Source organism: Neobacillus sp. GCM10023253 (assembly GCF_042653105.1).
Lineage (GTDB): Bacteria > Bacillota > Bacilli > Bacillales > Cytobacillaceae > Neobacillus > Neobacillus citreus.
In genome coordinates this window covers 23,105-48,814 of record NZ_JBHSHV010000015.1, presented here as the reverse complement: position 1 = coordinate 48,814, position 25,710 = coordinate 23,105, and the positions used below count along the sequence as shown (strand labels likewise).

General features: G+C 41.9%; 24 protein-coding genes and 2 riboswitches. Of the genes, 5 read left to right on the top strand and 19 right to left on the bottom strand.

Annotated features, from left to right (window positions below; all coding sequences use genetic code 11):
* Window positions 1–8: 8 nt before the first annotated feature.
* Window positions 9–1,295, bottom strand: a complete 1,287-nt coding sequence (locus ACFPA1_RS18845) for a Zn-dependent hydrolase (protein WP_378584711.1) — start codon at window positions 1,293–1,295, stop codon at window positions 9–11.
* A 529-nt stretch (window positions 1,296–1,824) separates the two neighbouring features.
* Between ACFPA1_RS18845 and ACFPA1_RS18840 the strand changes: the two genes are divergently transcribed.
* Window positions 1,825–3,147: a M14 family zinc carboxypeptidase gene (locus ACFPA1_RS18840; RefSeq protein WP_378584710.1), complete on the top strand. Its 1,323-nt coding sequence runs from the start codon at window positions 1,825–1,827 to the stop codon at window positions 3,145–3,147.
* Between the two features lie 139 nt (window positions 3,148–3,286).
* Here ACFPA1_RS18840 and ACFPA1_RS18835 read toward each other — a convergent pair whose 3' ends face one another.
* The 12 genes from ACFPA1_RS18835 to ACFPA1_RS18780 form a co-directional block, all read right to left on the bottom strand.
* Entirely contained in the window at window positions 3,287–4,213 is a 927-nt protein-coding gene (locus tag ACFPA1_RS18835; RefSeq protein WP_378584708.1) for a DMT family transporter, read from the bottom strand.
* Window positions 4,214–4,402: 189 nt separating this feature from the next.
* Complete coding sequence (locus ACFPA1_RS18830) at window positions 4,403–6,112, bottom strand: bifunctional metallophosphatase/5'-nucleotidase (protein WP_378584706.1); 1,710 nt, start codon at window positions 6,110–6,112, stop codon at window positions 4,403–4,405.
* Between the two features lie 160 nt (window positions 6,113–6,272).
* Window positions 6,273–6,728, bottom strand: coding sequence for a flavodoxin domain-containing protein (locus ACFPA1_RS18825; protein WP_378584705.1), 456 nt, complete (start codon window positions 6,726–6,728; stop codon window positions 6,273–6,275).
* The gene (locus ACFPA1_RS18820) at window positions 6,725–7,762 is read right to left on the bottom strand and encodes a ribonucleotide-diphosphate reductase subunit beta (RefSeq protein ID WP_378584703.1); all 1,038 of its coding nucleotides are present in this window, start codon (window positions 7,760–7,762) and stop codon (window positions 6,725–6,727) included. The genes ACFPA1_RS18825 and ACFPA1_RS18820 overlap by 4 nt, the downstream gene beginning before the upstream one ends.
* Window positions 7,763–7,777: 15 nt before the next feature.
* Window positions 7,778–10,066, bottom strand: coding sequence for a ribonucleoside-diphosphate reductase subunit alpha (locus ACFPA1_RS18815; protein WP_378584701.1), 2,289 nt, complete (start codon window positions 10,064–10,066; stop codon window positions 7,778–7,780).
* Window positions 10,067–10,204: 138 nt separating this feature from the next.
* Window positions 10,205–10,406: riboswitch (cobalamin riboswitch) on the bottom strand.
* A gap of 86 nt (window positions 10,407–10,492) precedes the next feature.
* Complete coding sequence (locus tag ACFPA1_RS18810; RefSeq protein WP_213145372.1) at window positions 10,493–10,945, bottom strand: OsmC family protein; 453 nt, start codon at window positions 10,943–10,945, stop codon at window positions 10,493–10,495.
* Between the two features lie 176 nt (window positions 10,946–11,121).
* Complete coding sequence (locus tag ACFPA1_RS18805) at window positions 11,122–11,523, bottom strand: hypothetical protein (RefSeq protein WP_378584699.1); 402 nt, start codon at window positions 11,521–11,523, stop codon at window positions 11,122–11,124.
* Window positions 11,524–11,816: 293 nt separating this feature from the next.
* Complete coding sequence (locus ACFPA1_RS18800; protein ID WP_378584697.1) at window positions 11,817–12,818, bottom strand: LLM class flavin-dependent oxidoreductase; 1,002 nt, start codon at window positions 12,816–12,818, stop codon at window positions 11,817–11,819.
* A 127-nt stretch (window positions 12,819–12,945) separates the two neighbouring features.
* Complete coding sequence (locus ACFPA1_RS18795; protein ID WP_378584695.1) at window positions 12,946–13,089, bottom strand: hypothetical protein; 144 nt, start codon at window positions 13,087–13,089, stop codon at window positions 12,946–12,948.
* Window positions 13,090–13,127: 38 nt separating this feature from the next.
* A complete protein-coding gene (locus ACFPA1_RS18790; protein WP_378584693.1) occupies window positions 13,128–13,265 on the bottom strand; it encodes a hypothetical protein in 138 nt (45 codons plus the stop codon).
* Between the two features lie 118 nt (window positions 13,266–13,383).
* The gene (purU, locus tag ACFPA1_RS18785; protein ID WP_213145367.1) at window positions 13,384–14,283 is read right to left on the bottom strand and encodes a formyltetrahydrofolate deformylase; all 900 of its coding nucleotides are present in this window, start codon (window positions 14,281–14,283) and stop codon (window positions 13,384–13,386) included.
* A gap of 131 nt (window positions 14,284–14,414) precedes the next feature.
* Complete coding sequence (locus ACFPA1_RS18780) at window positions 14,415–15,392, bottom strand: Rieske 2Fe-2S domain-containing protein (RefSeq protein ID WP_378584976.1); 978 nt, start codon at window positions 15,390–15,392, stop codon at window positions 14,415–14,417.
* Window positions 15,393–15,574: 182 nt separating this feature from the next.
* On the opposite strand from ACFPA1_RS18780, the gene ACFPA1_RS18775 reads away from it, so the two are divergent.
* On the top strand, window positions 15,575–16,906 hold the full coding sequence (locus ACFPA1_RS18775) for a solute carrier family 23 protein (protein ID WP_213145366.1): 1,332 nt from the start codon (window positions 15,575–15,577) through the stop codon (window positions 16,904–16,906).
* 29 nt (window positions 16,907–16,935) lie between these two features.
* Here the strand turns inward: ACFPA1_RS18775 and ACFPA1_RS18770 are convergent, their stop codons facing one another.
* The 4 genes from ACFPA1_RS18770 to ACFPA1_RS18755 form a co-directional block, all read right to left on the bottom strand.
* On the bottom strand, window positions 16,936–17,604 hold the full coding sequence (locus ACFPA1_RS18770) for a phosphatase PAP2 family protein (RefSeq protein WP_213145365.1): 669 nt from the start codon (window positions 17,602–17,604) through the stop codon (window positions 16,936–16,938).
* 165 nt (window positions 17,605–17,769) lie between these two features.
* The gene (locus tag ACFPA1_RS18765; RefSeq protein WP_378584690.1) at window positions 17,770–18,786 is read right to left on the bottom strand and encodes an NADP-dependent oxidoreductase; all 1,017 of its coding nucleotides are present in this window, start codon (window positions 18,784–18,786) and stop codon (window positions 17,770–17,772) included.
* A gap of 166 nt (window positions 18,787–18,952) precedes the next feature.
* Window positions 18,953–19,840: an NAD(P)-dependent oxidoreductase gene (locus ACFPA1_RS18760; RefSeq protein ID WP_378584688.1), complete on the bottom strand. Its 888-nt coding sequence runs from the start codon at window positions 19,838–19,840 to the stop codon at window positions 18,953–18,955.
* A 22-nt stretch (window positions 19,841–19,862) separates the two neighbouring features.
* Window positions 19,863–20,795: a D-2-hydroxyacid dehydrogenase gene (locus ACFPA1_RS18755; protein WP_378584686.1), complete on the bottom strand. Its 933-nt coding sequence runs from the start codon at window positions 20,793–20,795 to the stop codon at window positions 19,863–19,865.
* Window positions 20,796–21,010: 215 nt separating this feature from the next.
* A riboswitch (Lysine riboswitch) is annotated at window positions 21,011–21,191 on the top strand.
* 112 nt (window positions 21,192–21,303) lie between these two features.
* Between ACFPA1_RS18755 and dapA the strand changes: the two genes are divergently transcribed.
* Window positions 21,304–22,191, top strand: a complete 888-nt coding sequence (gene dapA, locus ACFPA1_RS18750) for a 4-hydroxy-tetrahydrodipicolinate synthase (RefSeq protein ID WP_213145361.1) — start codon at window positions 21,304–21,306, stop codon at window positions 22,189–22,191.
* 201 nt (window positions 22,192–22,392) lie between these two features.
* Window positions 22,393–23,163, top strand: a complete 771-nt coding sequence (locus tag ACFPA1_RS18745) for a sulfite exporter TauE/SafE family protein (RefSeq protein ID WP_213145360.1) — start codon at window positions 22,393–22,395, stop codon at window positions 23,161–23,163.
* A 37-nt stretch (window positions 23,164–23,200) separates the two neighbouring features.
* Here the strand turns inward: ACFPA1_RS18745 and ACFPA1_RS18740 are convergent, their stop codons facing one another.
* Window positions 23,201–24,505, bottom strand: a complete 1,305-nt coding sequence (locus ACFPA1_RS18740) for a sensor histidine kinase (RefSeq protein ID WP_213145359.1) — start codon at window positions 24,503–24,505, stop codon at window positions 23,201–23,203.
* A 213-nt stretch (window positions 24,506–24,718) separates the two neighbouring features.
* Here ACFPA1_RS18740 and ACFPA1_RS18735 point away from each other — a divergent pair, with 213 nt between their 5' ends.
* Window positions 24,719–24,847: a hypothetical protein gene (locus ACFPA1_RS18735; protein WP_277398144.1), complete on the top strand. Its 129-nt coding sequence runs from the start codon at window positions 24,719–24,721 to the stop codon at window positions 24,845–24,847.
* Window positions 24,848–24,895: 48 nt separating this feature from the next.
* Here the strand turns inward: ACFPA1_RS18735 and map are convergent, their stop codons facing one another.
* Window positions 24,896–25,636, bottom strand: coding sequence for a type I methionyl aminopeptidase (gene map / locus ACFPA1_RS18730; RefSeq protein WP_378584684.1), 741 nt, complete (start codon window positions 25,634–25,636; stop codon window positions 24,896–24,898).
* Window positions 25,637–25,710 lie beyond the last annotated feature (74 nt).

The window sequence follows — 25,710 nt, the reverse complement described above, 5'->3', positions numbered from 1 at the left end:
CCCGCGTTTCACAAGCTTTCAATAAAGCTTTTTAACACATGCACTGCTATTACGCAATCATTTAGGGAGGACCATTCTTTTGGATTGTGGCTGATTCCGTCCTTGCTTCTTACAAAAATCATGCCGACTTGGATCTCCTCTCCTACAATCATCGAATCATGTCCAGCACCGCTTGGTAATCTCATTGGCTCAATTTGATTTTCTAGAAATGCTTTTTCGAGCTTCGTTTGAATGCTTTCATCAATCGGTACAGGCTTGACAGAAGTGTTCACATTAATCGATACCTCTAGCCCTCGCTTTTCAGCAATGGATTTTGCTTTTTCAGTAACAAGCGAGACAAGTTCATCCCGGGTATTCTCATAAATATCCCGAATATCAGCAAACAAAGAGACCTCTCCAGGGATGACGTTGATCCCATTTGGATGAACAGAAAGCTTACCAACCGTTGCAACGGCAGTAGAGCTTACTTTTTCAGGTAATGTCTCCACCGCAACCACAAATTCACCTGCAGCAACAAGCGCGTCCTTACGATCATTCATCGGTGTGTTTCCGGCGTGGCCCGCTTTTCCTGAAAAAATAATCTCAAGCCAGCATGGCCCGGCTATTCCGCTGACAATGCCAACAGGGAGCCCAGCCTTTTCAAGTCGCTTTCCCTGTTCAATATGTACCTCAACAAATAATCCAATGTCCTTCTTGTGGCTTGAAGCCTTTTTCAAGTCGTCGAGACTTGTCCCGTATTTTTCAAGCACCGCTTCAAATGAATCCCCATTAAAATCAGTCAATTGAAGCTGTTTTTCGAGATCAATCGTTCCCATCAAGCTCATACTTCCTGTTAAACTGCCATTAAACCGAGCTCCCTCTTCATCCGAAAAAATGACAACTTCAAATGGATGCTGCGGACGATATCCCGTGTCCTTCCACGCCTCAACCACTTCAAGAGCAGCTAATACGCCAAGTGGGCCGTCAAAATTCCCTCCATTAGGGACACTATCGACATGTGAACCTGAAGCAACTGCTGGTATAGAATCGGCTAATCCCGATAACCTTCCGAACACATTGCCTGCTCCGTCCTCCCAAACCTTTAAACCGGCGTCTTTCATCCATACTTTCACTTGTTCTTTTGCTTGCTTTTCCTCTGCCGAAAAGCCGGGGCGATTGACGCCACCGTCAGCAGTGGCACCAATTTCCGAAAGCATGGCCAATCTTTGCCCTAATCGTTCCCCATTTACACCCGAGTGATTAAGTGCAAAATCATAGTCTTTTAATAGTTTTGATATAAGGTTTTCTTTTGACATACAAACCCTCCTATATAGATTTCTTATTGTTCCCCACTATCTTCCTAGGGTTTCCTTTACTTTGTTAAGCGTTGGAAGAGGTGTCAAAGCACCCTTTTTAAAAAACAGCTAATCCTCCGGAGGGACTTCCAAATGTCCCCATCACAATGTCCACTTTATGTAGAACTCTCTTAAATTTTACCAAAATTTTTGTGGATATGTTAAACAATAAAAAAAGACCTAAACGGTCGATAGGAAGGACAAACTCCTCCTGATGGCTCATTTTGGGTCTTGCCTGATCGAATCAGTAACACCCTAAAATATGCATTTTTTAAAATAAGGCAAAACTCCTATCCTTCTCCTATCAAAATATAGTTCGATAGAAACCCTCTATTATTTTATTTAGAACAAAAGATTTAATTTTCCAAATTTACTAACATTTTCCTAAACTTCCAGTTCATTTTCTATTATTATCTTATTAGAGTCCCGAAAGAGTTGTTAAATATAAATGAAAAATCCGGGATTACATAATTATTAGGGGGAAGTGTTGATGAGAAAATTTTCAAGGCTAGTCATTCCAACGGCAATGGCTCTTACAATGGCGGTGTCTTCTACAGCCCTTGCTGAGCCGCAATCAAATCCAAACGGACCTTATGTAGAAAACGAGCAAAACATCTCACTATCGAGCTACATGTCTAATGAAGAATTAGCGAAAACGCTTCAAAAACTCGAAGCCTCTTCAAAAGGAAAAATGAAGCTGGAGATTGCGGGATATTCAAACTGGACTCTTGATGGTTACAAAACCGAAGAAGAAAAGGGCGATCCATTATATGTTGTGAAGTTTGGTGACGCGGACCAAAATAAGAAACGAATCCTTATCACTACACAAATCCACGGCAACGAGCAAATCGGCACCGAAGCAGCCATTGATATCATCCAAAAACTATCAAGCGGAGGAAAGGAAGTAGACGAAATACTAGATAAGGTATCAATCTGGATTATGCCGCGCATCAACCCGGAAGGTGCCGATAACCAATTTGAAGGAAAATGGTACCCGACCCGTTACACCCTTCAAACATGGCTTCCAGAAAAAATCGGCCTCCCATTTGATACAAAAGCACCTTGGTACTACAATGCTTTAGGCAGTGAACGTGCCCAGAATAACAATGGCACGGTAGTTTATGGTATTCCGGGGTACGACCAAAACCGTGACTACAATCCTAATTTAGATTTTAGAGTTGAAAATCAAGATCCGGCTGAGGTTGCCCAGTTTTTAAACAGCAAGGCAACAAATAACAGTAACAATGGTGGTTTTTTTGTCACCGCTGAGGCCCGAACCGTTTCCTCCGTCTTTAAAGAGTTTAAACCAGACGTATACGTCGATGTTCATCACCGCGGTTTCAATACTGTTTCCGATGAAGATAACCGTTCCGTTCCTGTGCAAATTGCGGCAGTAGTAGCTGATCCATATACAGATCCTTTTACAGGAGAACACTATGAAGTGGACGAAGATGTCCTTAAGCTTGGCAAGCAAGTAAACGCCCTTTCCTACTTGGCCTTGCAACGCGGCTTATCCCATTATGGAGCGATTCAAAAATACCCGGATGTGAACTTGCCTGGAACGGCACTTGGGGCATTCGCGTTAAATGACACTGCGATTATGCTAATTGAAATCAAAGGACAGAGCCAGACTCTTGGACAAAAACAGTCTGGTATGTTAAAGGAAACCGTTAAAGTGCCTTTATATGAGGTCTTTAAAGGGCTGGCCGACGGTTCTATAAACAATGTTGACACTAAAATTTACGACGATGTTCCAGAATCCTCGAACAGAATTAGTGACCCAACAACCAGGGATAATGATATGGCGTTTTAATCCTTTCTATTAAATCTCTGGAAAAATGAGAAAAAACCGCAGATCAGTTCACTGTGAATCTGCGGTTTTTCCTTTTAAGATTAATCCAAAAAAAGATCAGTATCTAATGTTTACTGCCATATTAAAATTACGACTATATTTAAATGCCTTTCTTCGAATCAACTGCCATGATTGGTTTGAGACTAGGCATGTTGGCGATATAAACCCCCAGCAGTACTAAGATTCCTCCTAAGATTTGCGACAGCATAATCGGGTTCCCTAATATGAAGTGAGAAGCAAGAATGGCGACAAACGGTTGAACATTCATGAACATGGAAGCCGTTCCTGCCCCCACTTTGGCCACCCCGCTATTCCACCAAAAACCGGCCATTCCTTGGGCAAATATCGCTGCAAAAATTAGCAACGACCACATGAAGACAGAATGACTGATGGCAGTCCCGCTCACCATCCCTTCCACCCCTGCAGCAGGAATCATTAAGACACTCCCTAAAACGGTCGCATAAACCGTGACCACTAAAGAAGGCATGGTTTGGGATAAACCGCGGATAAATAAAATACTGATCGACAAACAAATCATTGCTATAAAAATATTAAAATCTCCCCAAGAGATTCCTAATGATCCTCCGGCAACCCCAATAATTGAAAAAACACCAATCAAACTGATGATAGCCCCTAAAGATTTTTTAGCTGTTAATTTCACCTTAAAAATAATCCGTTCGAGGATAATTGTCGCAATTGGTGCCAGCGAAATAATTAACGAAGCATTGGCAGGTGTTGTATGTTTCAGGCCGGTAAAATAAAACGTCTGGTTTAAAAGCGTACCAAAAATCCCAACACCAACAAGATATCTCCACTCCGAGGTTGTTGGCCGCTTTATGCCCTTATAAAAGAGCGCGACAATGATGAGAAAAAGTGACGTAATGCAAATTCGGACAGTTGATAAGAATACTGGGGAAAACCCTTGAAGCAAATAAGCACTGATGGGATAATTACAGCCCCAAAAGACAGAGACTAAAAACAAGCTGATAAAAGCTTTATTTTGGCCGACATTCATAAGGATGTACACGAACCTTTCCAATTTACTATAATCATGTTATCCATTATAGCATGGTGTTTCGTGACACGAAACGTATTTTTATTGCTAGAATTCTATATTTTTTACATAAAAAGGGGAATCTTACCATAAGTAAAATTCCCAACTGTATTAACATAGTTTTTCTGGATTTCTTTTTTAGCCTTCAAATACGTCCAGCTATTAATTTGCCAGATTTACGATGCGCCCCTCCAAACTTGGATTGACGGTTTTATCTTCTTGGGCGCTTACATATTCAGTAAAGGTTTCCCAGTCCACATATCCCGGCTCGCTGACACGGCCTTCACTGTACGCTTTCGCGAAAACAGTAAAACCGTCTCCGCCTTTTGCTGTGAAGGTGTTCGTGGCAACGACATAAGTTTTATTCGGATCAACAGGAACATAATTAACGCCATCCTCTTTTACATCGATCGATTTCACCCTTTGGCCAACAGGTTGACTGCTGTCATAGGTGAATTTCAAACCGGATACTTGCAGGAACCCTCCAAATGCCTTAGGTGCGTCTTTCACGCTGATTTCCAGAGCCTCTTTAATTTCCGCACCCGTTAATTTCATGATGCCCAGTGAGTTTCCAAACGGCATAATTTCGAATACATTCGCCAAGGTAATATTCCCCGCAGGCACCGTGGCCCGAATCCCGCCGCCATTTTGGAAAGCTATGACGGTATCAGGATTGATTGTTTTTGCTTTGGCCAGCATTCCATCCGTAATTAAGTTACCCAGATTGGTTTCAACTGTTCGGGCAGGCGGATTGCCGCCGATTAAGTCAACCGTTGTTTTACCAATCACGGTCTTTTGCATTTCTACTACAGCTGGCTTGTATTTAGTTTCGAGTATCTGTGCGGCCTCGGGGTCATCCGGGATGACATAAGCGTTATTCACTTTTTGATCAAGGTCAATAAGCTTGCCACCAAAATTTACGATTTTTCCTTTTTTATCAAATTGAACATCCAGTGTACCCAAAAATTTGCTGTATTCATTGGCTTGGACAATAACCGTTGGCTCCTTGCCGGCCTCTACCATGACCGGTTGGTCCAGTTTAGTATGGGTATGGCCGCCGACGATGATGTCAATTCCGTCGACTTCCTTGGCTAATATCAGGTCGTTATCCCCGCCGCCATCATCGTACCCGATATGAGTCAGAGCAATAATTTTGTTGACGCCTTTTTCTTTGAACGATTTGACTGCTTGTTTTGCCTCTTCTAGATAATTTTGAAAAGCCACATCAGGACCTGGGCTGGAGATGTCCACGGTTTCGGCAGTCGTCAATCCAAAAATCCCGATTCTCTCCCCGTTTACCTTTTTAATAATGCCATTGTAAATTTCGCCATTTCGCTTGGGATTGTTTTTTATTTCATCGCTAAAATACGGGCTTATATTTCCATCCTTTTTAAAATCAACGTTGGCGCTGACAAACGGGAATCCTGCCTCTTTCACAAAATTCGCCAAGGTGGCAGTTCCTTTGTCAAACTCATGGTTGCCGAATGTCATCGCGTCATAGCCCGCAAGATTCATAAACTCTAGATCCGCAAGTCCCTCATATTCGTTAAAATAAAGTGTGCCGCTAAAAACATCCCCAGCATCCAATAAAAGTGAACCTGGATGTGCTTCGCGCACTTGTTTAATAGCAGTTATCCTTCTTGCAATATTGTCTAAATGTGCATGGGTATCATTGGTGTGCATGATAGTCAACGCATAGTTGCTTTTGTCATTATTATGTAGAGTAGATTCATAAGAGGCATTAGCTTGTGCTTTTGCTGGCAGTACGGGAAGTTCTTTAGGGGCTGCAAGAGCAGCAGTGGCAGTTGTCATCATGGCGGCGGCAGTTAATACAGAGAAAAACTTACGGTAAAGCGTTTTTTGAACTTTCACCCAATCGCCTCTTTACATATAAATTTTTTACCTTGGCGTATGAAATATTACACCACTTTTATTCTAGCAAATTTTCCAAGGAATTTCCTTCCTTTTAAGATAGGACTAAAATTAAATTCAAAAATGCGAGAACTATTTTTAAATTCTCGCATTTCTTTGTTTACGAACCCAAAGCAATTCTTTGGTTGATTCGTTGTACAATAGCATCCACAAACTTCCTGCATCGCTCTAAGTCCTTCGCCTGCGGAATCACTTCAATTTTAAGAGTGGCCGCCAAGTTCGTCTGAACATAAAGCATATCCCTGAATTCATCAACTGCCCCGCAAAACCTTGGGTACCCGCTGTCGCCAGTCCCTGCTGCTCCCGTGATCATACCTCTGACCTCCAATTTTTCAAAAGCGCGGTACAGTTCCATCATTTCATATGGGATTTCCCCATTTCCCCACGTATAGGTTCCAATCACGATCGTATCAAACCTCGCTAAATCCCAAACCGGAAATTGGTCGACACGGAATAAGGCTGTATCGCTATTTATCTGTAAAAATAAACGCCACAGCAAATAGGCTAATTCCTCCGTATTCCCTGTTTTTGAAGCATATATGATGGCTATTTTCATAACTCATCGAACCCATTTGATTGGGTGACTTTGGAATAGGTCCGCGGCTTCTGCTCAAAGAAGTCAGATTTTGTTCCGTTCAGCATTTCATCACTATACACATGGATCCACGGCATCGGATTGGTCCTATCCTTGTATAAATTTTCAAGGCCAAGCTGACGCAGGCGCTTATTGGCAAGGTATTCCGTGTATTCTTCGTATTCTCCCAAATCAATCCCGTTAATATCCTTCAAAATGAATGAAGCCCACTCTTTTTCCAGCGCAACAGCTTGTCCAATCGATCGATAGACATAGTCCATATTCTCTTGGGTAAACAGCTCCGAGTTTTCAGTTAATAGAATCCGAATAAACTGGGCCATGAAGTAGGCATGCTGCATTTCATCCCGCTGAATATAGCTGATCATCGTGCTCGTTTTCAGCATTTTCTGCTGCTGGGCAAGATGATAGAAAAAGGCAAAGCCCGCATAAAAATAGATCCCCTCGAGATTTATTGAGTTTACACTTAATTCAAATAAATGTTGTGCTGTGGGCTTTTCACGAAATCGTTCATACGCATCTAAAATCAGCTGGTTCCGTTTTTGTACAATCGGGTCACTTTTCGCCTGATTAAACCGCTCATTCTGCTCTCTTAACGGAACTAGCGAGCTCAAAATATACGAATAGGATTCATTGTGGATTGCCTCTTGCTGGGCAATCACTGCAAAAATTGCTTTAAAGCTGGAATCGGTCACATAATCCATTACTTGTGTCATCGTTGGTGTTTGCAGACTGTCTAGTGATGCTAGCTGGGTATTGATCCGCAAAAATACATCTTTTTCAATGTCACTAAGCAGGTCCCATTGTTTTATGTCATCCTGCATATTAATCTCTTGAGCTTTCCAAAAATTTGATAACAAAGTTTGATATAAATCATACATCTGCGGATAAGCAATATCATTCCAATTCAGCAAACCCGACGACTGGCCATTGATGATGCCGGTTGACTTATTGGGAAACTCTGGATTCAAAAGTTTAATTTTTTTCAAAAGTTTCATCTCTATTTCCTCCTGTCAGCTATGACAAGCTTCGCATTCTTCGATTTCCGTTTGCGAAGTGCTTCTAACGTAGTACGTCGTCTTCAACCCCTGCCTCCATGCTTCCATATGAAGGTTTAACAGTTCTTTCGCCTTGATATCATGTCGGACATAAAGGTTAAAGCTGATTGCTTGGTCAATATGGCGAGCGCGGGCAGCATTTTGTTGAATGCTCCACTGCTGATCCAGCTCGTGCCTTGCCCGGCGGTAATAGAGATACGTTCGATGGTTCAAATCCGGTGCTGTTACTTTAAACTTAAAGTTTTTCTTTTCCTCCGCGAATTCAACAGAGTAAATTGGGTCAATACCGTCGGTTGAGCCTCCAATTTTAGCTGTTGATGAATTCGGAGCGATGGCCATCAACCAGCCATTCCGGAGCCCGTGCTGAGCTACCTCCTTTTTTATCTCCAGCCACCGTTCAGAGCGGTAATTTTTACGCTCAAAATACTCCCCGGTCTGCCACTCCGAACCATGGAACTGACTGTAAGCTCCTTTTTCACGGGCCAATTCCATTGAGGATCGAATGGTATAGTAGGCAATCTCCTCATAAAGCTCGTCCGCAAATTCAACAGCCCGCTCCGATTCCCAGTGTATCCCCTTCAACGCTAAAAGATGATGCCATCCAAACGTACCGAGACCGATAGCCCGGAATTTTTGATTCGTCAGCTGCGCCTGTCCTACCGAAATGGTATTTAAATCAATGACATTATCCAGCATTCTGACCTGGATACGGACCAAACGCTCCATTACCTTAGCCGGGACTGCTTTTGCAAGATTAATAGACGATAGATTACATACCACGAAATCACCAGGTTTTCGAACAATTACTACATTTCCTTCTTGATCCTGGTATTCGTTAACAATTTTCGTCGCCGACATATTTTGCGTGATTTCCGTACAAAGGTTGCTGCAGAAAATCGATGTGCGGCCCTTTCCTAATAGATGTTTATTGGGATTTTGCCGGTTGACTTCGTCCCGATAAAACATGTACGGGGTCCCTGTTTCCAATTGCACCATCATGATTCGCGCCATAATCTCCATAGCCCTATATGTTTTTCGCGGCAATAAGGGATGGTTAACAGCCTCTTCATATTTATCCCTAAAATATTTCCGGTCAATTTCATCATAAAAATCCTCTAGCCCTAGCGGATTCCCATCGGCATCTTTCCAGCCCATTACCTGCTTCACTTGATGAGGACAAAAGGTATGCCACTCGCCGATGCTTCTGCCATCCCCATCGGTCTCCTGCAGTTTTTTCATAAAAAGATCCGGCACGCAGACTCCTGTAAAAATATCATGTGCTTTCCGGCGTTCGTCCCCATTGTTCGTTTTCAAATCCAGAAATCCGTTCATCAAATCCTTATGGAATAAATCCATATAAACGGCAATCGCGCCCTGACGCTGCCCTAATTGATCAACACTTACTGCAGTGTCATTAACTAGTTTGATCCATGGTACAACACCAGAGGAATTTCCTTTAAATTTCTTAATATCAGAACCCAGTGCCCGGACTTTTCCAAAGTAAATCCCAATCCCACCGCCATCTTTGCTCAATCTAGCAATATCCCAATTGTTTAAATAGATGCCATCAAGCGAATCGTCCACCGTATCAATGAAGCAGGAAGACAGCTGGCCAAAGCTTTTTCCGGCATTCGCCAAGGTGGGTGTGGCTACAGTCATGTATAAATTGCTAAGTGCCCAGTAGGCTTCCTTCACAAGCTTTAATCGATGGTCCTTGTCCTCATTTTTCATGATTGTCATGGCAATGATCATGAAACGTTCCTGCGGTAGTTCGAAAATGTTTCGATTATGGTCCCGGGCAAGATAACGGTCTGCCAATAGGAATAACCCTATGTAATTAAATAACTCATCCCGCTCAGGATTAATCTCTTTCGCTAATTCCTCTATTTCCTCTTTCGTATATAGATTTAATAGGTCACTAGAATAAATCCCTATACTACTTAAATGTATAATTAAGCCGTGTAGATCCCCATATTTTAGTGAAGAATCATAGCCTCTATTCTCTGCTGCATGAATATAGAGTTCATACAGATATAAGCGGGCCGCAACAAAAGTCCAATCCGGCTGGTCCATTGCAATTTTGTTGACTGCATATAATAATCCCTGCTGATTTGCCTCCAATGCTGACCCATCCAGCTCCATGATTTGTTTTTGCAGCTCCATCGTATCCACTCCGTATTTATCGGATGCCTGCCTAATCGTCTCAAATACTTCCTTTATTTCTGTCTTAACCTGTGTGGTCATGTCACTTTCCTCCTAAAAAAATAAAAAATCCGCTCCGGCGAGAACCGAGCGGATGAAACGAGCACACAACAAAAGGGAATAACCAGGCCATGTCTTCCTTTTGTTGCCGTCGTTTCCTCTTCTCAATCCCCGAAGAAGTTGAAACATCTTAAGAAAGACAGGTCTCCTGACTTATGCATCACTCTACTCTAAGCCCTTCCCGTATAAGCACCTATTTTCATAAGCATTCTTATACAGTGGTTTGCTCATTTCGTCAGCATTTACAGTTGCGGGGGCAGTTCCGGCATCACACCGGATTCCCTATTAAGCCGTGTTCGGCATCTTCCCTTAAGGCTAACACAATATATAGTTTTCGATTTTACAAATCAAACAACATATAGAAAAACTAATATCAATATTAGTACATGCCCATTTTTTGGTCAAGTATTATTTTCCATCAACAACAACATTTGGTTCAACTGAAAAATTGATGCTCGGCCGCAATGTTTGCGAAATAAAGCAAGCTTTTTCAGCTCGAACTGCAATCTCTTGCAATTTTTCTGGAGAGATTCCAGAGTCACTACTAATATAAAAAACTGGGCGATGGATAATTTGTTTAAACTTCAATTTACCATCCTCCCTGTCGACAACACCCTCAGAAACAACCTCGAGTTTTTCTACCTCAATTTTTCGATTCCCCAGCATCGCCCCTAGTGTAATCATATAACAATTATTGGAAGAAGAAATAAGCAGCTCCTCTGGATTTGAACCGATTCCTGGACCCTCCATATCCGCCGGTGCCGAAACAGCGATATCAAGACCACCGTTTGTCTGAATATGCCCCTTCCCATTCCGATCTCCCTGCCAGCTGCCATTTACTTTAAAGTGAAAACTTTCCATTTTGCAAATACCCCTTTATCATTTTTTATGAAACCATCCTTATTAACCTTTCAACAAAAATTCCGAAAACCCTGCAAAAAATGACAAAAAGGAATCTTACACTTTTCAATGTAAAATTCCTCCAATTTTCCCTTTAATGTGCATGGTGATTATGATGGCGGTGGAACATTTGATGATTAGAATCCACTGCCATGATCAAAACTCCTAAGCCTATCTCCACAATCCCAACAATCATTAAAATCGGCAATAAACCGCTTCCTGTTCCAATCCAATAGACTTGGGGCCACAATAAACAGGACGAGTGCCAAGCCAAGCAGCAAGGTCGCTGCTCCTGCGAACCGATGAAGCTTAAATGCTGGAATTGCCGCCAATAAACTGCCTACTCCAATCACTGTCAACAAAACGATACCGGGAATGAAATAGTCCCTGAATGGAGTATTTTTCAAGAGCTCAACTGATAGCTTGAAACCATCTCCATCGGGCGCCACAATCAGCCCCAGTCCAACCGCAATCGCTGCAGTCCCCACCAATGTCAACACTATGCCGGCCATGTTGGATAAAACCTTCGTTTTGTCCATTTTCTCCATCTTCTTTCGTTTTGATTTGGAAAAATCGTATGGCGAATCAAAATGGAGTATTTTTCCTATCTTTATTTTACACTTATATTTGAAAAATCGTAATATTAGCAAGAAATACGTCGCAAAAAATTCTTATTTGAAACATAACCTTTTCCGCATTCTCATTTTTTTAATGACATTTTGTGTACCACCTCCTAATTTCACATTTTTCCATTATTCTATTACAAATTTGATTATAAAAAAAAACGCAAATATGCTGCGGCTACCCGCAAGATATTTGCGCTTTTTATTTCCTATTTCCCGTCCACAATTTCCTTTAATATCTCATACGACCGTTTTTGTTTTTCAACATCATAGATATAGGTAACAGCCATAAGTTCATCCACATTATATTTTTCCTGAAATGCTGACAACTGCTCCCGGACGGTCTCTTTACTTCCCAACATCGTCATTCTGGACATGGACATCACCATTTCCTTCTCCATTGGAGTCCAAATTTGTTCCATATTTTCAACCGGCGGCTGCAATGGCATGCGGGAACCGCGAACAACATTTAGGGAAAATTGCCGCATCGTAGTTGATAAGAAACTTGCTTCCTCGTCTGTTTCGGCAGCAACCACGTTTAAACAAACCATCATGTATGGCTGATCCAAATACTCAGACGGCTGGAACCGGCTGCGATAAATCGAAATCGCATCCTCCATGTATCTTGGCGCAAAGTGGGAGGCAAAAACATATGGAAGTCCCAGACTTGCCGCCAAGTAAGCAGAATCTGTCGAGGAACCAAGAATATAAATAGGGATATTCGTTCCTGCCCCAGGATATGCACGGACATAACCTTGCTGGTCTTCAGGTCCAAAATACGTTTGCAACGCTTTAACATCATCAGGAAACGTAAAGACAGAATCATTTTTCGAACGTCTTAGTGCATTTGCTGTCATCATGTCTGTTCCAGGCGCGCGGCCGAGACCAAGTTCAACCCGCCCCGGATAAATGGTTGCCATTGTTCCGAATTGTTCAGCAACTACCAAAGGGGAGTGGTTCGGGAGCATAATCCCGCCCGAGCCCACGCTAATTTCATTTGTATGTTCTAAGGTATGTTTTATTAAAATGGCAGTTGCAGAACTGACCAGCGTCGGGGTGTTGTGGTGCTCCGCAATCCAATAACGTTTATATCCCATTTTCTCAACTGACTGTGCTAAATCCACCATTGCATCAATCGCTTGTTTCGAATCCTGTCCTTCCCGAATTGGGGCAAGGTTTAATACGGAAACTGGTATATGAATATTTGTCATTATTTATAAGTCCTTTCTTTAAACAGATACACTACTATAGTAACAATGACAGTTTAGGAACAAAAATTAAATGCTTATACAAAAAGAAAAAGGTGCCGCACCATCCCGACACCCTTTCCCTTCAAACTTAATCGTTATTATTCTTCTGCTGTATTGATACATGCTTTGGAGGTTTCGGATAACCCGTTTTTCCTGAATCGTCCGGACCAGTCAGGGTATTTCTTTGATCCAAAACCTTTCCTGAATACACAATTGGATTCTTATCTGCCATCTTTTTTCACCTCTATTTTTTATAGGAATCAGGTAAGTTTAAACTTTATTTCCCTTTTCACCATATTTCATTCTTCTCTCCGCTTCGCTCATCCGGTTTTGCGGCGGCTTGGTTTTATTGAGTGCCTTCTTTAATTCCACCGTTGCATCAACGTTTGTGTTATATTTCTTATCCATGAAAATCACTCCTTTTCGTTCTTATTATGAACTGAATTGAATGCTTCATTCTTCCAGACTAACGCAAAAAAAGCCATCCATTATCACGGGATGGCTGTTAAGAATATATAACTACGCATTAAAAGACAATCGTCTTATTCTGATGGACAATAACCCGGTCTTCTAAATGCCATTTGACTGCACGCGCTAAAACACTCCGCTCGATTGAACGGCCGATTTTCTTTAGTGCCTCCACATTCGAACGGTGGTCAACCCGGGCAATATCCTGCTCGATAATAGGCCCCTCGTCCAAATCATTGGTCACATAATGGGAGGTGGCCCCGATTAATTTTACACCTCGGCTATATGCCCGTTCATACGGCCGCGCTCCAATAAAGGCTGGCAGGAACGAGTGGTGGATGTTGATAATTTTATTCGGGTTAGCAGCCACAAAGTTTGGTGTCAAAATTTGCATATAGCGGGCCAGCACGATGACATCAATATCATGTTCTTTGAGGAGCTGCAGTTGCTTGGCTTCAACCTCCGCACGAATGTCTTTATTAGCAGGAATATAGTAGAACGGAATATTCAGTCCTTCGACCACATCCCTAGCCTCTTCATGATTACTGATGACAAGAGCGATGTCTGTCAACAAATCACCGCTTTGCCATTCCCATAAGAGTTCAAGCAAACAGTGCAATTCCTTTGACACAAAAATCGCCGTTCTTTTCACTTCAAAAACTGGTCTAAAGCTCCATTCCATTGAAAACTGCGCAGCTATCTCTACAAATTGCTGTTTCATATCCTTAGCTTTATCTTTTAAAGAGGGGCATTCAAATTCAATTCTGATGAAAAAACGCCCGCCCTCTGGATTAGTAGAATACTGATTTGACTCAATAATATTTGCATTGTAGGAAAATAAAAATTGCGAAATGGCGGCCACAATACCAGGTTGATCCGGACAACTGACTAATAGCCTGCCGCGATTTTGATTCTTCTCTTGAAATTGTTCTAGCTGATTTTTAAAAAACGAACTCATAATAGCTACCTCAACCCTCATTTTAATTATTGTGAATTATTATACAATTTAAAGTGAGGCTTTGTCACTTCTAAAATTACTAGAAAACAAAAAAGGCGGCCACCCCTAAGGTTCGGCCTCCCAATTTGTTCTTAAGCAGTCCCCAGCACTACGCCAAGTTTTTTTAAATATTGCCGATAGGCAATGCTCATACGGTCACACACAAGTGAAAGCTCCACCTGCAGATCAAGCGGCAGCTCCTCTGGCTTTTGATTTTCAACAATCGGCTTATCCTGTGCAAAAATCAAATTTTGGAACTGGACGATTTCTTCATCAGATAAACCTGGATCATAGTTAAAAGAAAGAATTCCATAGGCAATGGATTTGTTTTCATCGACCGGACGAATCGTTAATAGAATCGTCATTTCTTGATTCGTTTCCCTATCCTTTTTCGTAAAAAGTACGGTAAATGGCCGTAGAATTTCATATGTGTAATAAACATATTTAGGTATCCCCGATCCATCCGGATCCGGCTGGTAAATGGCAATCTCATCTGAATAGATGCGATCTTCTTCCCAATGCACCTGGTAATCACCGATTTCCCGGTGGCTAGTATCTCCTAAGTATCCTTCATGGACAACTGCCAAATGGCCAACATCTAAAAAGTTTTCAATAATCCGCGGTGGCTTTGCTGCTACCTCCTGAGGTCCCCAGATAACATTGCGGTATTCTACTGCCTCCGCTTGCGGGTAGGAAAAAAGCTCCGGAGTGTTATCGGCAAGATTGATCCAAATGAATCCGTACTTCTCGATACAAGCATATTTAATAGCCTTGGCTTTCTTAGGAATAGCACGACCTTCCGGCAATTGTGGAATAGAAACACATTCTCCGCTCGTATTATATTCCCACGCATGGTAAGGGCACACCAGACAGTCATTTTTCACTTCGCCAAGTGAAAGGGCTGCACCCCTGTGGATGCAAAGGTCCTTAAATGCATGAACGCCTTCACTTGTCCGAAATACGGCAATCCGTTCGCCCATTAATATAACTTGAATCGGCTTCTCCCCTACATCGCTTGAGCGGCAAGCGACCAGCCAATCTTCCTGCAATACCTTATCAGTTACCAAAATTGTATTCCTCCTGTCTTTCAACTCACCTTTATTCTATATACAGCGAGCTCAAAGGTCAATAAAAACACGAATAAAATTTTATTTTTTTATAATAACGTTCGTCTTTTTTGTGTACATTTTGTGAATACTCCTATATAATCTAGTTGAATATACCTTTGAATACGAACGAGGGGGATTTATCCTTGGAAAAACAGAATAATATTATTGTAGGTGTAGATGAGAAAATAAGTTTTGGCAAAGCCCTTATTTTAGGCATGCAACACGTCTTGGCGATGGATTTATATATAGCGCCAATCATTATCGCAGGATTACTTTCACTAAGTACGGAAAACACATCCTTCTTTATCCAAATGTGTTTCCTGGCAACTGGAATAGCGACCATCGTCCAAACAGGCTTCGGGATTAAGCTTCCTGTCGTCCAAGGTCCTTCTTATGTTCCGATCGGCGCCATTGCCGCGATTGGCGGAAAGCTTGGCTTAGGGGCCATTGCCGGAAGTTTGATTCCCGGTGCCATTCTTATTTCCCTTCTCGGTTATCCACTAAAATGGTTTGCCAAAGCCGTGAAAAAATTTATTCCGCCGCTTGTAGGGGGAACGGTAATCATCATTGTTGGGATTTCGTTAATGCCAGTGGGAATGAACAGCATCTATCATGCCGAAGGAAAAATTGGCACGAACATTTTAATTGCAGCGATTTCTGCAGGGGTACTAGTCATTTGCATGCTATTGGGTCGTAAAATGCACGGATTTGGAACCTTTTTCCGTCTCGTCTCTGTTTTACTAGCAATCGCTATTGGTACAATTGCTGCCGCTATTTTTGGGCAGGTAGATTTTTCACCTGTAAAGGAAGCAGCATGGTTCTCACTCCCATCCTTTTTCCCGTTTGGAAAGCCGGTCTTTGATCTTAGCGCTATTATTACTGTTGCTTTTGTTTATTTCATTATTCTAATTGAAACAACAGGAACTTGGTTTGTAGTATCCACTGTTACCGGACAGGAATTGGATGAAAGACGCCTTAACCGTGCTTCCTTTGGTGAAGGTCTTGGTTGTTTTATCGGAGCCTTGTTTGGCAGCACACCGATGACAGGTTATTCTTCTAACGCAGGCTTATTGGCGATTACTGGTGTAGCAAGCAGAATGGCGATCATGACTGGCGGCGGAATCCTAATCTGCCTTGGTCTAGTTCCAAAGCTTTCAACAGTAATTACTTGTATCCCTGAAGCAGTTATCAATGGAATTTTCGGAATTGTCTGCGTGGCAATTGTGACAAATGGCATGAAGGTGATTCAGCCAATTATCATCAACGATCGAAATATGATGATTATCGGGATCCCTATCCTTTTAACCATTGCAGTAACAATCTTGCCTAAAGAGGCATTAGCGGGTGCACCTGACTGGGTTAACTATATCCTTTCTTCTAGCATGACAGTTGGGGCGTTAGCGACACTTCTTTTGAACCTTTTGATTCCTGAAGAAAAGACAGAAAAGAGCAAAACGACTGAGGTTGTAGCATAAAAAAAACGGGTGGCGCGCCACCCGTTTTTTTACGTCCTTTTCAGCTGTCTGCCTTTTAATTGCGGCTTCCTTTCTACATACCATTGGAAAAACCAGATTGCTGTTGTCATCCAAAACCCGCTCGCAAAATAGCCGCCAATAATATCACTTGGATAATGAACACCCAAATAGATACGGCTGATGCCAATCATCAAAATCATAATGGTACTAAAAATAATCAACAGTATGCGGCCTGTTCTGGTAGCAATATGTCTCCAAAGCAGGAAGGCAAGTATTCCATATACAGAAAATGCATTCATCGCATGCCCGCTCGGAAAACTATAACCACCGATTTCTATCAAGCGATGGAATTCGGGCCGTGCTCGGTGAAAGATTGATTTTAATATGGAATTGATAATCGGGGTTCCCGCAATCACGGCAATGAATAATATCAGTTCTAGCCGATGGTGCAGCACCTTATAGAGAAAGAAGATAATAAGGAGGCTGAGAATCACCACTATTTTTGTCGACCCGATGAAGGTGAAAAATTTCATGATGGCTGTTAACGCAGGTGACTCAAGACCTTGAACCGAACTTATTAAAGTGCTATCAAATTGGACAATCTTATGAGCCTCGATAAGCGTAGCCATCAGAGCAAAGGCTGCAAGGGAGATGACGCTTAGGATGAATGCACGTGTTAGCTGAAACTTCAAGTTCATTACTGGTAACCTCACAGATAAAATTTCCTTTATTTTACCCTATTTCTGTTTATATCATAAAGCTTCGGGTAAAATAGGCAACTTGTTTGTTACTTCTAATACCGTTTTATACCCGCTCCGGACAAAACACAAAAAGTGCCCCAAAAGGGACACTTCTTTTCTTCTTTATTCCTCAGCCACTTTCACCAGCTGTTTACCAATGTTGTCACCGCGGAAAAGTCCTAGGAAGGCATCTACAGTGTTATCAAAGCCTTCGACAATCGTTTCACGGTATTTGATTTTTCCTTCCCTTACCCACTGGGTTAGCTGTGTTAAGCCTTCCTTGTTGTGCTGGGCATAGTCAGAAACAATGAAGCCCTTCATCAAGGAACTGGTTGTCAACAACTGACCAGCCACTCTTGGACCGATAGGCAGCTTATCCGCATTATATTGAGAGATTTGTCCGCAAATGGCGGTCCTTGACTGGAAGTTAATTAAGGACATCACCGCATCGCTTACAGTACCCCCAACATTGTCGAAATAAACATCGACACCGTTAGGGCAGGCTTCCTTCAATGCTTTGCGAAGGTTGTCTGCTGTTTTATAGTTAATCGCAGCATCAAAACCTAGTTCCTCGGTTAAATAGGCACATTTATCGTCTCCGCCTGCAATACCAACGACTCGGCAGCCTTTTAATTTAGCGATTTGACCGACAACTGTTCCAACAGCTCCAGATGCTCCTGAAACGACGACCGTTTCCCCTTCCTTCGGCTCCCCTATGTATAACAATCCAAAATAAGCAGTTAATCCAGGCATTCCGAGCACATGCAGTGCAGTAGTCACAGGTGCCAATTCTGGGTTAAGTCTGCGAATACCGCTTCCATCAGAAACGTTATACTCAGCCCATTCCATAAGGCCATCTACATACTGCCCCGCTTCAAACCGAGAATTTTTCGATTCGATTACTTTTCCAACGACCCCGCCTTTAAATGGCTGACCTACTTCATATGGCTTGGCATAAGATTTGGCATCCGACATCCGGCCTCTCATATAAGGGTCAACAGACAAATATAGTGACCGTATTAGCACTTCACCATCCTGAAGTTCAGGAACATTCTCCTCAATAAATTCAAAATTGCTTTCATCTGGCATTCCTACTGGCCGGCTAGCCAATAAAATTTTTCTGTTCAAAAGGTTTGTCATCTAACCACTCCCTGTTTTATCTACTCCAAGAAGCAATTCTAGGTGCTTGATTATAATGTTCTACTTTTACGGCCATTCTCCTGCCAGAACACAAAATTAATGCGCGTATACCTTCAATTTATCCTACTTTTCTTACTATTTCGTCAATATCCTTCGCTGCACCCTGTTATTCCAATCCCGCTTCTTCAAGAGCAATTCTAGCAAGTGCAGCCCAATCCTGATTTCCGCGATTTTTGGCCACTGAGGCGAGCAGGCGGTTATGTAATAGACCCGCTAACGGCATCGGTGTCTGGGTCGAGTTTGCTTCCTCCAAAACTAGGTTGCAATCCTTAAGACCAAGCGCCAGCTGAAAACCCGCCGGTTCAAACTGCTTGTTGGCAATCATCTGGCCATAGCCTTGATACACTGTACAATTAAATAAAGTTGATGCATAAATTTCAGCAGCCAGCTGCCGGTCAATACCATTTTTCTCAGCTAAATTAAAGGCTTCGGCCATGGCTTCCATTGCTGCCATAATCATAAAATTTCCGCCTAACTTGATGACATTGGCACTTTCAGGCTCCTCCCCAACATCAAAAACACGCTGGCCGAGCGCTTCCTGGATGGGTTTTACCCGCTCTTTCGCCACACTGGACCCTGAGCTAAGAATATTCAATTTTTGAGCTGCCGCTGCTTCCGGACGGCCAAAAACAGGAGAGGCGACATATTGGCTGCCGTGCTCCTGATGATAAGCTGCTAATTTACGTGAAGTTGCTGGAGCTATCGTACTCATTGATAAATGGATACCGCCCTGACCCAGCACTTCCCCAAACCCATTTGGTCCCAATACTAGTTCTTCCACTGCCTTATCATTTGCCACCATCGTAATCACGATTCCGCCAGGTGCTGCGGCGTCTGCTGGCCTGTTCACTTGCTCGGCGCCAGCTTCAACAACTGCCTTTGTTTTCTCGGGAGTTCGATTGTAAACCTTCACCTGAAAACCTGCCTTCAATAAATTCATGACCATAGGCTCTCCCATATTTCCAAGGCCGATAAAGCCGATTACTCGTGTCATTTTCCTTCATCCTCCTGTTATTCTAATATCCCTTATTGGTATCTACTCTATTGTTAAGAGGTTTGTTTTCTTCCAAGTTTCTGAGTGTATCCAAAAAACACGCCGCCCCTTCTTCAGGTGTCGTTACCGCTGAAATATGAGGGGTAATCAGTACGCCAGGATGTATCCATAATGGATGATTTTCCGGCAGCGGCTCCTGTGTAAACACATCCAGGACAGCATAACGGACCTGCCCGTCTTCCAAAGCTTGCAGCAATGTATCTTCATCCACCGATGCTCCCCGCCCTACATTAATAAAACCGGCATTTGTTACTTTTTGAAAGACTTGACTATTAAAAAATCCAGCCGTTTCTTCCGTCAGCGGCATCGTGTTGATGATCAAATCCATTTCCCCTAGGATGATAAAATGAGATTCAACAGTCATAGCCTCTTTAAAATACTCTTTTTCTTTTCCACTTTGGGAGACGCCGTAAACCTCCACTCCGAAACCAGACAAAAGCTTGGCGACAGCCTGCCCAATTTCACCGGTTCCATAGACCATCACTTTGAGTTCATTTAATAGCTTCGGAGTCCGTTGCTGCCATTTTTTCTGTAGCTGTAATTCCCGAAACTCCTCGTGACATTGTAAGTCTCTTAATATGTAGCTTAAACAATACTCTCCGATTCTTTGACCAAACGTACAAACTGTCCTTGTTAAAAGTACACGATCGTCCCAGGTCTTTTTATATAAAAAGCGGTCAACTCCCGCACCGAGCGAGTGCACCCATTTTAAATGACTGTAATCGTAATCCGATTTGAGATTAAAAGATACAAGTGCATCCGCCCATTTCAAATTCTCCTGAGTGGCTTCATCCTCCGGGATATAACGGATATTCTTTTGGACGCCCGCATTTTGGATGTATGCCCGAAGCTCCTGATACATGGGGCTGACAATTAAAATATTTTCGATTTTCACAATAATTCACCTCTTCAACATTAACTCCATTTTAAGGATAATTGGGAAAAAACTCAAAAAAAATCGTAGGGCTGTTAATCTCTGCTGCCCTCCCCATGCTATATAACTATCAATAAATATACGATTTTAGTGTTTTTTATAAAAACCCCTTGAACAAATAGGAATATTCTGTTATATTAATTTTAATTACATACTTCTTACTTCATACCTTATGAAGTGAGGATAGAGGCGCAAAGACCATCAGTAAACCATCCAAGGGTAATGGGACCCGTTGACGGTGGCGGAAAGGGGAATTTGCCGAAGCTTCTGAGGATCTCATTGTTCCGGGAGCTGGTTCTGTTATTGAATAAATACAGAATTGTCATATAGGAAACTATATGGAGGGCTATCTCACGCAGGGGAACTTGTAAAATTAACGTTTCTGATGCAGCTAGTGGGCCCTTCCCGCAGCTGCTTTTTGCGTTTGGCCTTACCTCTTTTTAAAAATAATTTTAAAAGGGTGAAATTTATGTACTTTGGCCAAGTTTTAACAGCAATGGTGACTCCGTTTGATCAGGATGGCGAAATTGATTTTAATGCGACGAGAGATTTAGTAAATTATTTATTAGCGAATGGTACTGACGGGTTGGTTGTTTGTGGAACAACCGGTGAGTCCCCTACCTTATCAACTGAGGAAAAAGTGGCTTTATTTAAATTTGTGGTTGAAGTTGCGGACGGGAGAGTTCCCGTTATTGCAGGGACTGGCTCAAACAACACAAGAGCCTCAATCAGTCTAACAAAGCTAGCAGAAGAAGTCGCTGTAGACGGCATTATGCTCGTAGCCCCATACTATAATAAACCATCCCAGGAAGGCATGTATCAGCATTTTAAAGCGATTGCTGAATCTACTTCTCTTCCGGTAATGCTTTATAATATTCCAGGACGCAGTGTCGTCAATATATCTGCTGAAACGGTCATCCGCCTTTCTCAGATTCCTAATATTGTAGCGGTTAAGGAAGCTAGCGGCCACTTGGATGACATGGCCGAAATTATTAAACAAACTGATGATGACTTTTCTTTATACAGCGGTGATGATGGAATGACCTTGCCGGTGCTTTCGATTGGCGGCGTTGGTGTGATTTCCGTTGCATCTCATATTATCGGGAATGAAATGCAGGATATGGTGTCACGCTTTAAAAATGGGGATTTAGCAGGCGCCGCTGATGCACACCGTGAATTACTGCCAATTATGAAAGCTTTATTTGCAGCACCAAGCCCAGCACCTGTAAAAGCATCCCTAAATATGAAAGGGATCAATGTCGGCGGTCTGCGCTTGCCGTTAATTCCTTTAAACGAAGAGGAAACCAGAACACTTCAGAATGTCCTATTGCAGAATAGCGAACTGGAAGTTATTTAGAGTGATACCCGAAAGCAGGACAAATCGAGCGGGCTCCCGTTCGATTTGTCCTGCTTTTTTTAATTTCTGCTTTTCCCCTCTATCCTCACTGCAAAAATATTTCTTTAATAAATTCAGAAAAGTGTTTACAAAACCCTCTCCAAACTCTATAATTCACATATATTTACTCGGAATTAGTCACAAAAGAAGGAGGCCCCCAACATGAGCATAGGAATTGCATTAATGGGATTATTAGTTGGGTTATTGGTAGGTTTAACAGGGGTTGGAGGGGCAGCATTGTTAACCCCAGTGCTCATCATGGTCGGAATTCAGCCTTCCATTGCGGTGGGAACGGACCTAGTATACAACTCCATTACCAAACTGTTTGGAGTCATTCAGCATTGGAGACAGAAAACAATTAACTTTAAACTCATGAAGTATCTTGCAATCGGAAGTGTCCCAAGTGCAACAGGAGCCATTCTCATCCTTCAGGTTTTTGAAAAATATTTCCACAATCAGGAACAAATTATCAAACATGGACTTGGCTATGTCCTTATCCTAGTGGCCACAGCCATTTTAATTAAGACATTTTTTGATAATAAAATTAGGCCGAACCGCTGGCAATTAAGGCCGATTGAGGAAAAACGAACATTAACAATTTTAATCGGTGCCGGTTTCGGCTTTATTGTCGGCCTCACTTCAATTGGATCAGGATCATTATTTGCCCTTGCCATGCTATATCTCTACCGCTTGAAAGGATCTGAGCTGGTTGGCACCGATATTGCCCATGCCTTTTTATTAGTGACTGTTGCCGGACTCCTTCACGCGAATGCCGGAACTGTCAATTATATGCTTGTAGGGAACCTGTTAATCGGGTCGATCCCGGGCGTTTTAGTAGGGAGTACCTTATCTTCAAAAGTACCGACAAAGCCCCTTCGTACGGTCATCTCAGCGGTCATCATTTTTAGCGCGTTAAAACTGATTGGCTTATAAAGAAAAAAGAGCTTAAACGTCTTAAGCTCTTTTTTTGCTAAAATTCGGTTTCTAACTTTAATTGGCTATCCTTCTGAACCATTTTATATTCTGTTATAAAGGCAGGTAATGTGATGGTAATGGTCGTTCCGACATTTAAGATACTCTCAATATCAAGCTTCCCGTTCATCGTCTGAATGGTTTTCACCGCGACCATGGAACCTAATCCTGTGCCCTTTGTTTTACTGCTGTAGTATGGCTCACCGAAGCGGTTTATTTGCTCTTTGCTCATGCCGACACCGGTATCAACAATTTTAACGGTGACCTTATTTTTTTCAAGCGCTGAAACTATTTGAAGCTCCCCGCCAGTTGGCATTGCTTCGATCGCATTTTTTATTAAATTTAAAAAGCATTGGCGGAAATAATTCTTATTCCCTTGAATGGTTCCTTGACCAAGGTTATCTGTAATAATCACGGAACTCATTTTTGCTAAAGGCTTCATGATATCAATGACATTGCGGATCTCTTGTTCGATTAGAAGTGGTTCTACTTTTTCGATTGCTGGTTTTGCAAAGGCCAGGTAATCACTAATAATCGATTCGGCATTATGAAGTTCTCTTTCTATATGTTCAATATAGCGTTTCTTTTCGTCTAGAGATAGATTAGGAGATTTCAGCAATTCCATAAATCCTTTTACAACGGTTAAAGGATTTCGAACTTCGTGTGAAATACTTGCCGCCAGTTGGCTGACAACCTCCATTTTTTCAAACTTAACTATTTTCGATCGGATATACATAGCATCAGACAATAATTCAATGATATATACCATAAAAAACATTAGAATAGGAGGCAGAAAAATAAAATAAAAAATGTATGCTTCTGTCACAACGAAAATATCAGACATCCATAAGGCGACATAAGTCGTAAAAACCTCAAGGACAATGGTCAGCAATACGGAACTGATCAATTTACTTTTTCGATTAAACCTATTAAATCTTCCTGAAAATAGGGCTGTTGCCACAAATATAACAATATATACAACTAATGTAATACTATTCATTCCGTAAATGGCAAAGCGGGATGTTAACATAATCACCAATAGAACAGCCCCGACTGGCCATCCGCCATAAAGTGTTCCAATAAATACGGGAATTTGCCTTAAATCATGTACACAATACTCGTCAATGTAAATCGGAAATTTCATACAAAATATGATAGGTAAACTCATGCAGGCTGTCAGAAGGGCTTTTCGATACTGTTTAAATTTTTTGACGTTATCAACTAACACAAAAAACATTAACAGACTGACTATTATATAAAACACATTATCTAAAACATTGTGATTAATATAAACAAAATCCATTGCAGGCAGCCCCTTCATGTTTTGTGCATTTCCAAGGTTAAAATAGAGAAAACACAGCCCATTTATTATATCATTTATCATACTAGTAATTAAAGGAAAATTTCTCCTGAGTCGTATATCAATAAAATTGAATGAATATTTTTTCAAAAATAATTGCATTATATGAATGGCTAATTTGCCATATTAACAAAGGTACATATGAAAGGAGAACCCATGACAAATCGAAATAACAATCGTAACCAGCCTCATACTGGCAGCAACGATGCCGAATTTGGCTCCGAATCAACTTTAAGTAAAAAAGAGCGTAAGAATGCAGCAAGGCAAAACAAGAAAAATCAATAAGAAAAAAGGATAACTCTTCTCCAAGGGTTATCCTTTTTTCGTTCATTACTATTTAGTTACGATGATCGGCCCATTTTTCGTCAGAATCAACGTATGCTCGATTTGAGCGACAAAGCTTTTTTCCGTAATGTAGGTCCAGCCGTCGCCTTTTTCATAAACTTCTTCCTCATGAGTAGAAATAAACGGTTCGAAGGCAATGACCATTCCTTCTTTTAAAAGCTCATCATCCCATGGCTCATGGTAATTATAGATATGGTCTGGACGTTCGTGAATTCTCCGTCCAATTCCATGTCCGGTCAGGTTTTTAATGACGGTGAAGCCATGCTGCTTAGCGGTTTGATAAACAGCTTTCCCAATACCGCTCTTTTTTGAACCCGGCTTTGCTTTTTTCAACCCGGCATCAAAGGCCGCTTGTGCCGTTTCGCAGAGTTTTGTAAGCACTTCGTCTCCTTGGCCAACAACAATGGAAATGCCCGTATCAGCGAAATAACCATTTTTTGAGGCTGACACATCAATATTAACGAGGTCCCCTTCCTTAATGACCCGATTGCCCGGTATTCCGTGGGCTACCTCCTCATTGACACTGATGCAAGTATAGCCAGGAAAATCGTATTCCCCTTTTGGAGCCGATATAGCTCCTTCTTTTTCAAAAAACTGACCGGCAATTTCATCAAGCTCTTTCGTAGTAATACCAGGCTTTGTCCGTTCAACCAATTCATCACGAATGGCACCAACAATCCGACCAATTTCCTTTATTCCATTGATATCTTCTTCTGTTTTAACAATCATGCAATTCCCCTACTTATGTTAGTTTTGTTTGTCTAAAGACTTATAAATTCTATTGTAGCCTTTCTTTTTCAAAA

Bases quoted from the DNA above. Each gene is read 5' to 3' on its own strand.
- ACFPA1_RS18845 (WP_378584711.1), bottom strand. From the start codon at position 1,295: ATGTCAAAAGAAAACCTTATATCAAAACTATTAAAAGACTATGATTTT.
- ACFPA1_RS18840 (WP_378584710.1), top strand. From the start codon at position 1,825: ATGAGAAAATTTTCAAGGCTAGTCATTCCAACGGCAATGGCTCTTACA.
- ACFPA1_RS18825 (WP_378584705.1), bottom strand. From the start codon at position 6,728: ATGAAAATAGCCATCATATATGCTTCAAAAACAGGGAATACGGAGGAA.
- ACFPA1_RS18820 (WP_378584703.1), bottom strand. From the start codon at position 7,762: ATGAAACTTTTGAAAAAAATTAAACTTTTGAATCCAGAGTTTCCCAAT.
- ACFPA1_RS18815 (WP_378584701.1), bottom strand. From the start codon at position 10,066: ATGACCACACAGGTTAAGACAGAAATAAAGGAAGTATTTGAGACGATT.
- ACFPA1_RS18810 (WP_213145372.1), bottom strand. From the start codon at position 10,945: ATGGAAAGTTTTCACTTTAAAGTAAATGGCAGCTGGCAGGGAGATCGG.
- ACFPA1_RS18805 (WP_378584699.1), bottom strand. From the start codon at position 11,523: ATGGACAAAACGAAGGTTTTATCCAACATGGCCGGCATAGTGTTGACA.
- ACFPA1_RS18800 (WP_378584697.1), bottom strand. From the start codon at position 12,818: ATGACAAATATTCATATACCAGTTTCCGTATTAAACCTTGCCCCAATT.
- ACFPA1_RS18795 (WP_378584695.1), bottom strand. From the start codon at position 13,089: ATGGCAGATAAGAATCCAATTGTGTATTCAGGAAAGGTTTTGGATCAA.
- ACFPA1_RS18790 (WP_378584693.1), bottom strand. From the start codon at position 13,265: ATGGATAAGAAATATAACACAAACGTTGATGCAACGGTGGAATTAAAG.
- purU (WP_213145367.1), bottom strand. From the start codon at position 14,283: ATGAGTTCGTTTTTTAAAAATCAGCTAGAACAATTTCAAGAGAAGAAT.
- ACFPA1_RS18770 (WP_213145365.1), bottom strand. From the start codon at position 17,604: ATGAACTTGAAGTTTCAGCTAACACGTGCATTCATCCTAAGCGTCATC.
- ACFPA1_RS18765 (WP_378584690.1), bottom strand. From the start codon at position 18,786: ATGACAAACCTTTTGAACAGAAAAATTTTATTGGCTAGCCGGCCAGTA.
- ACFPA1_RS18760 (WP_378584688.1), bottom strand. From the start codon at position 19,840: ATGACACGAGTAATCGGCTTTATCGGCCTTGGAAATATGGGAGAGCCT.
- dapA (WP_213145361.1), top strand. From the start codon at position 21,304: ATGTACTTTGGCCAAGTTTTAACAGCAATGGTGACTCCGTTTGATCAG.
- ACFPA1_RS18745 (WP_213145360.1), top strand. From the start codon at position 22,393: ATGAGCATAGGAATTGCATTAATGGGATTATTAGTTGGGTTATTGGTA.
- ACFPA1_RS18740 (WP_213145359.1), bottom strand. From the start codon at position 24,505: ATGGATTTTGTTTATATTAATCACAATGTTTTAGATAATGTGTTTTAT.
- ACFPA1_RS18735 (WP_277398144.1), top strand. From the start codon at position 24,719: ATGACAAATCGAAATAACAATCGTAACCAGCCTCATACTGGCAGCAAC.
- map (WP_378584684.1), bottom strand. From the start codon at position 25,636: ATGATTGTTAAAACAGAAGAAGATATCAATGGAATAAAGGAAATTGGT.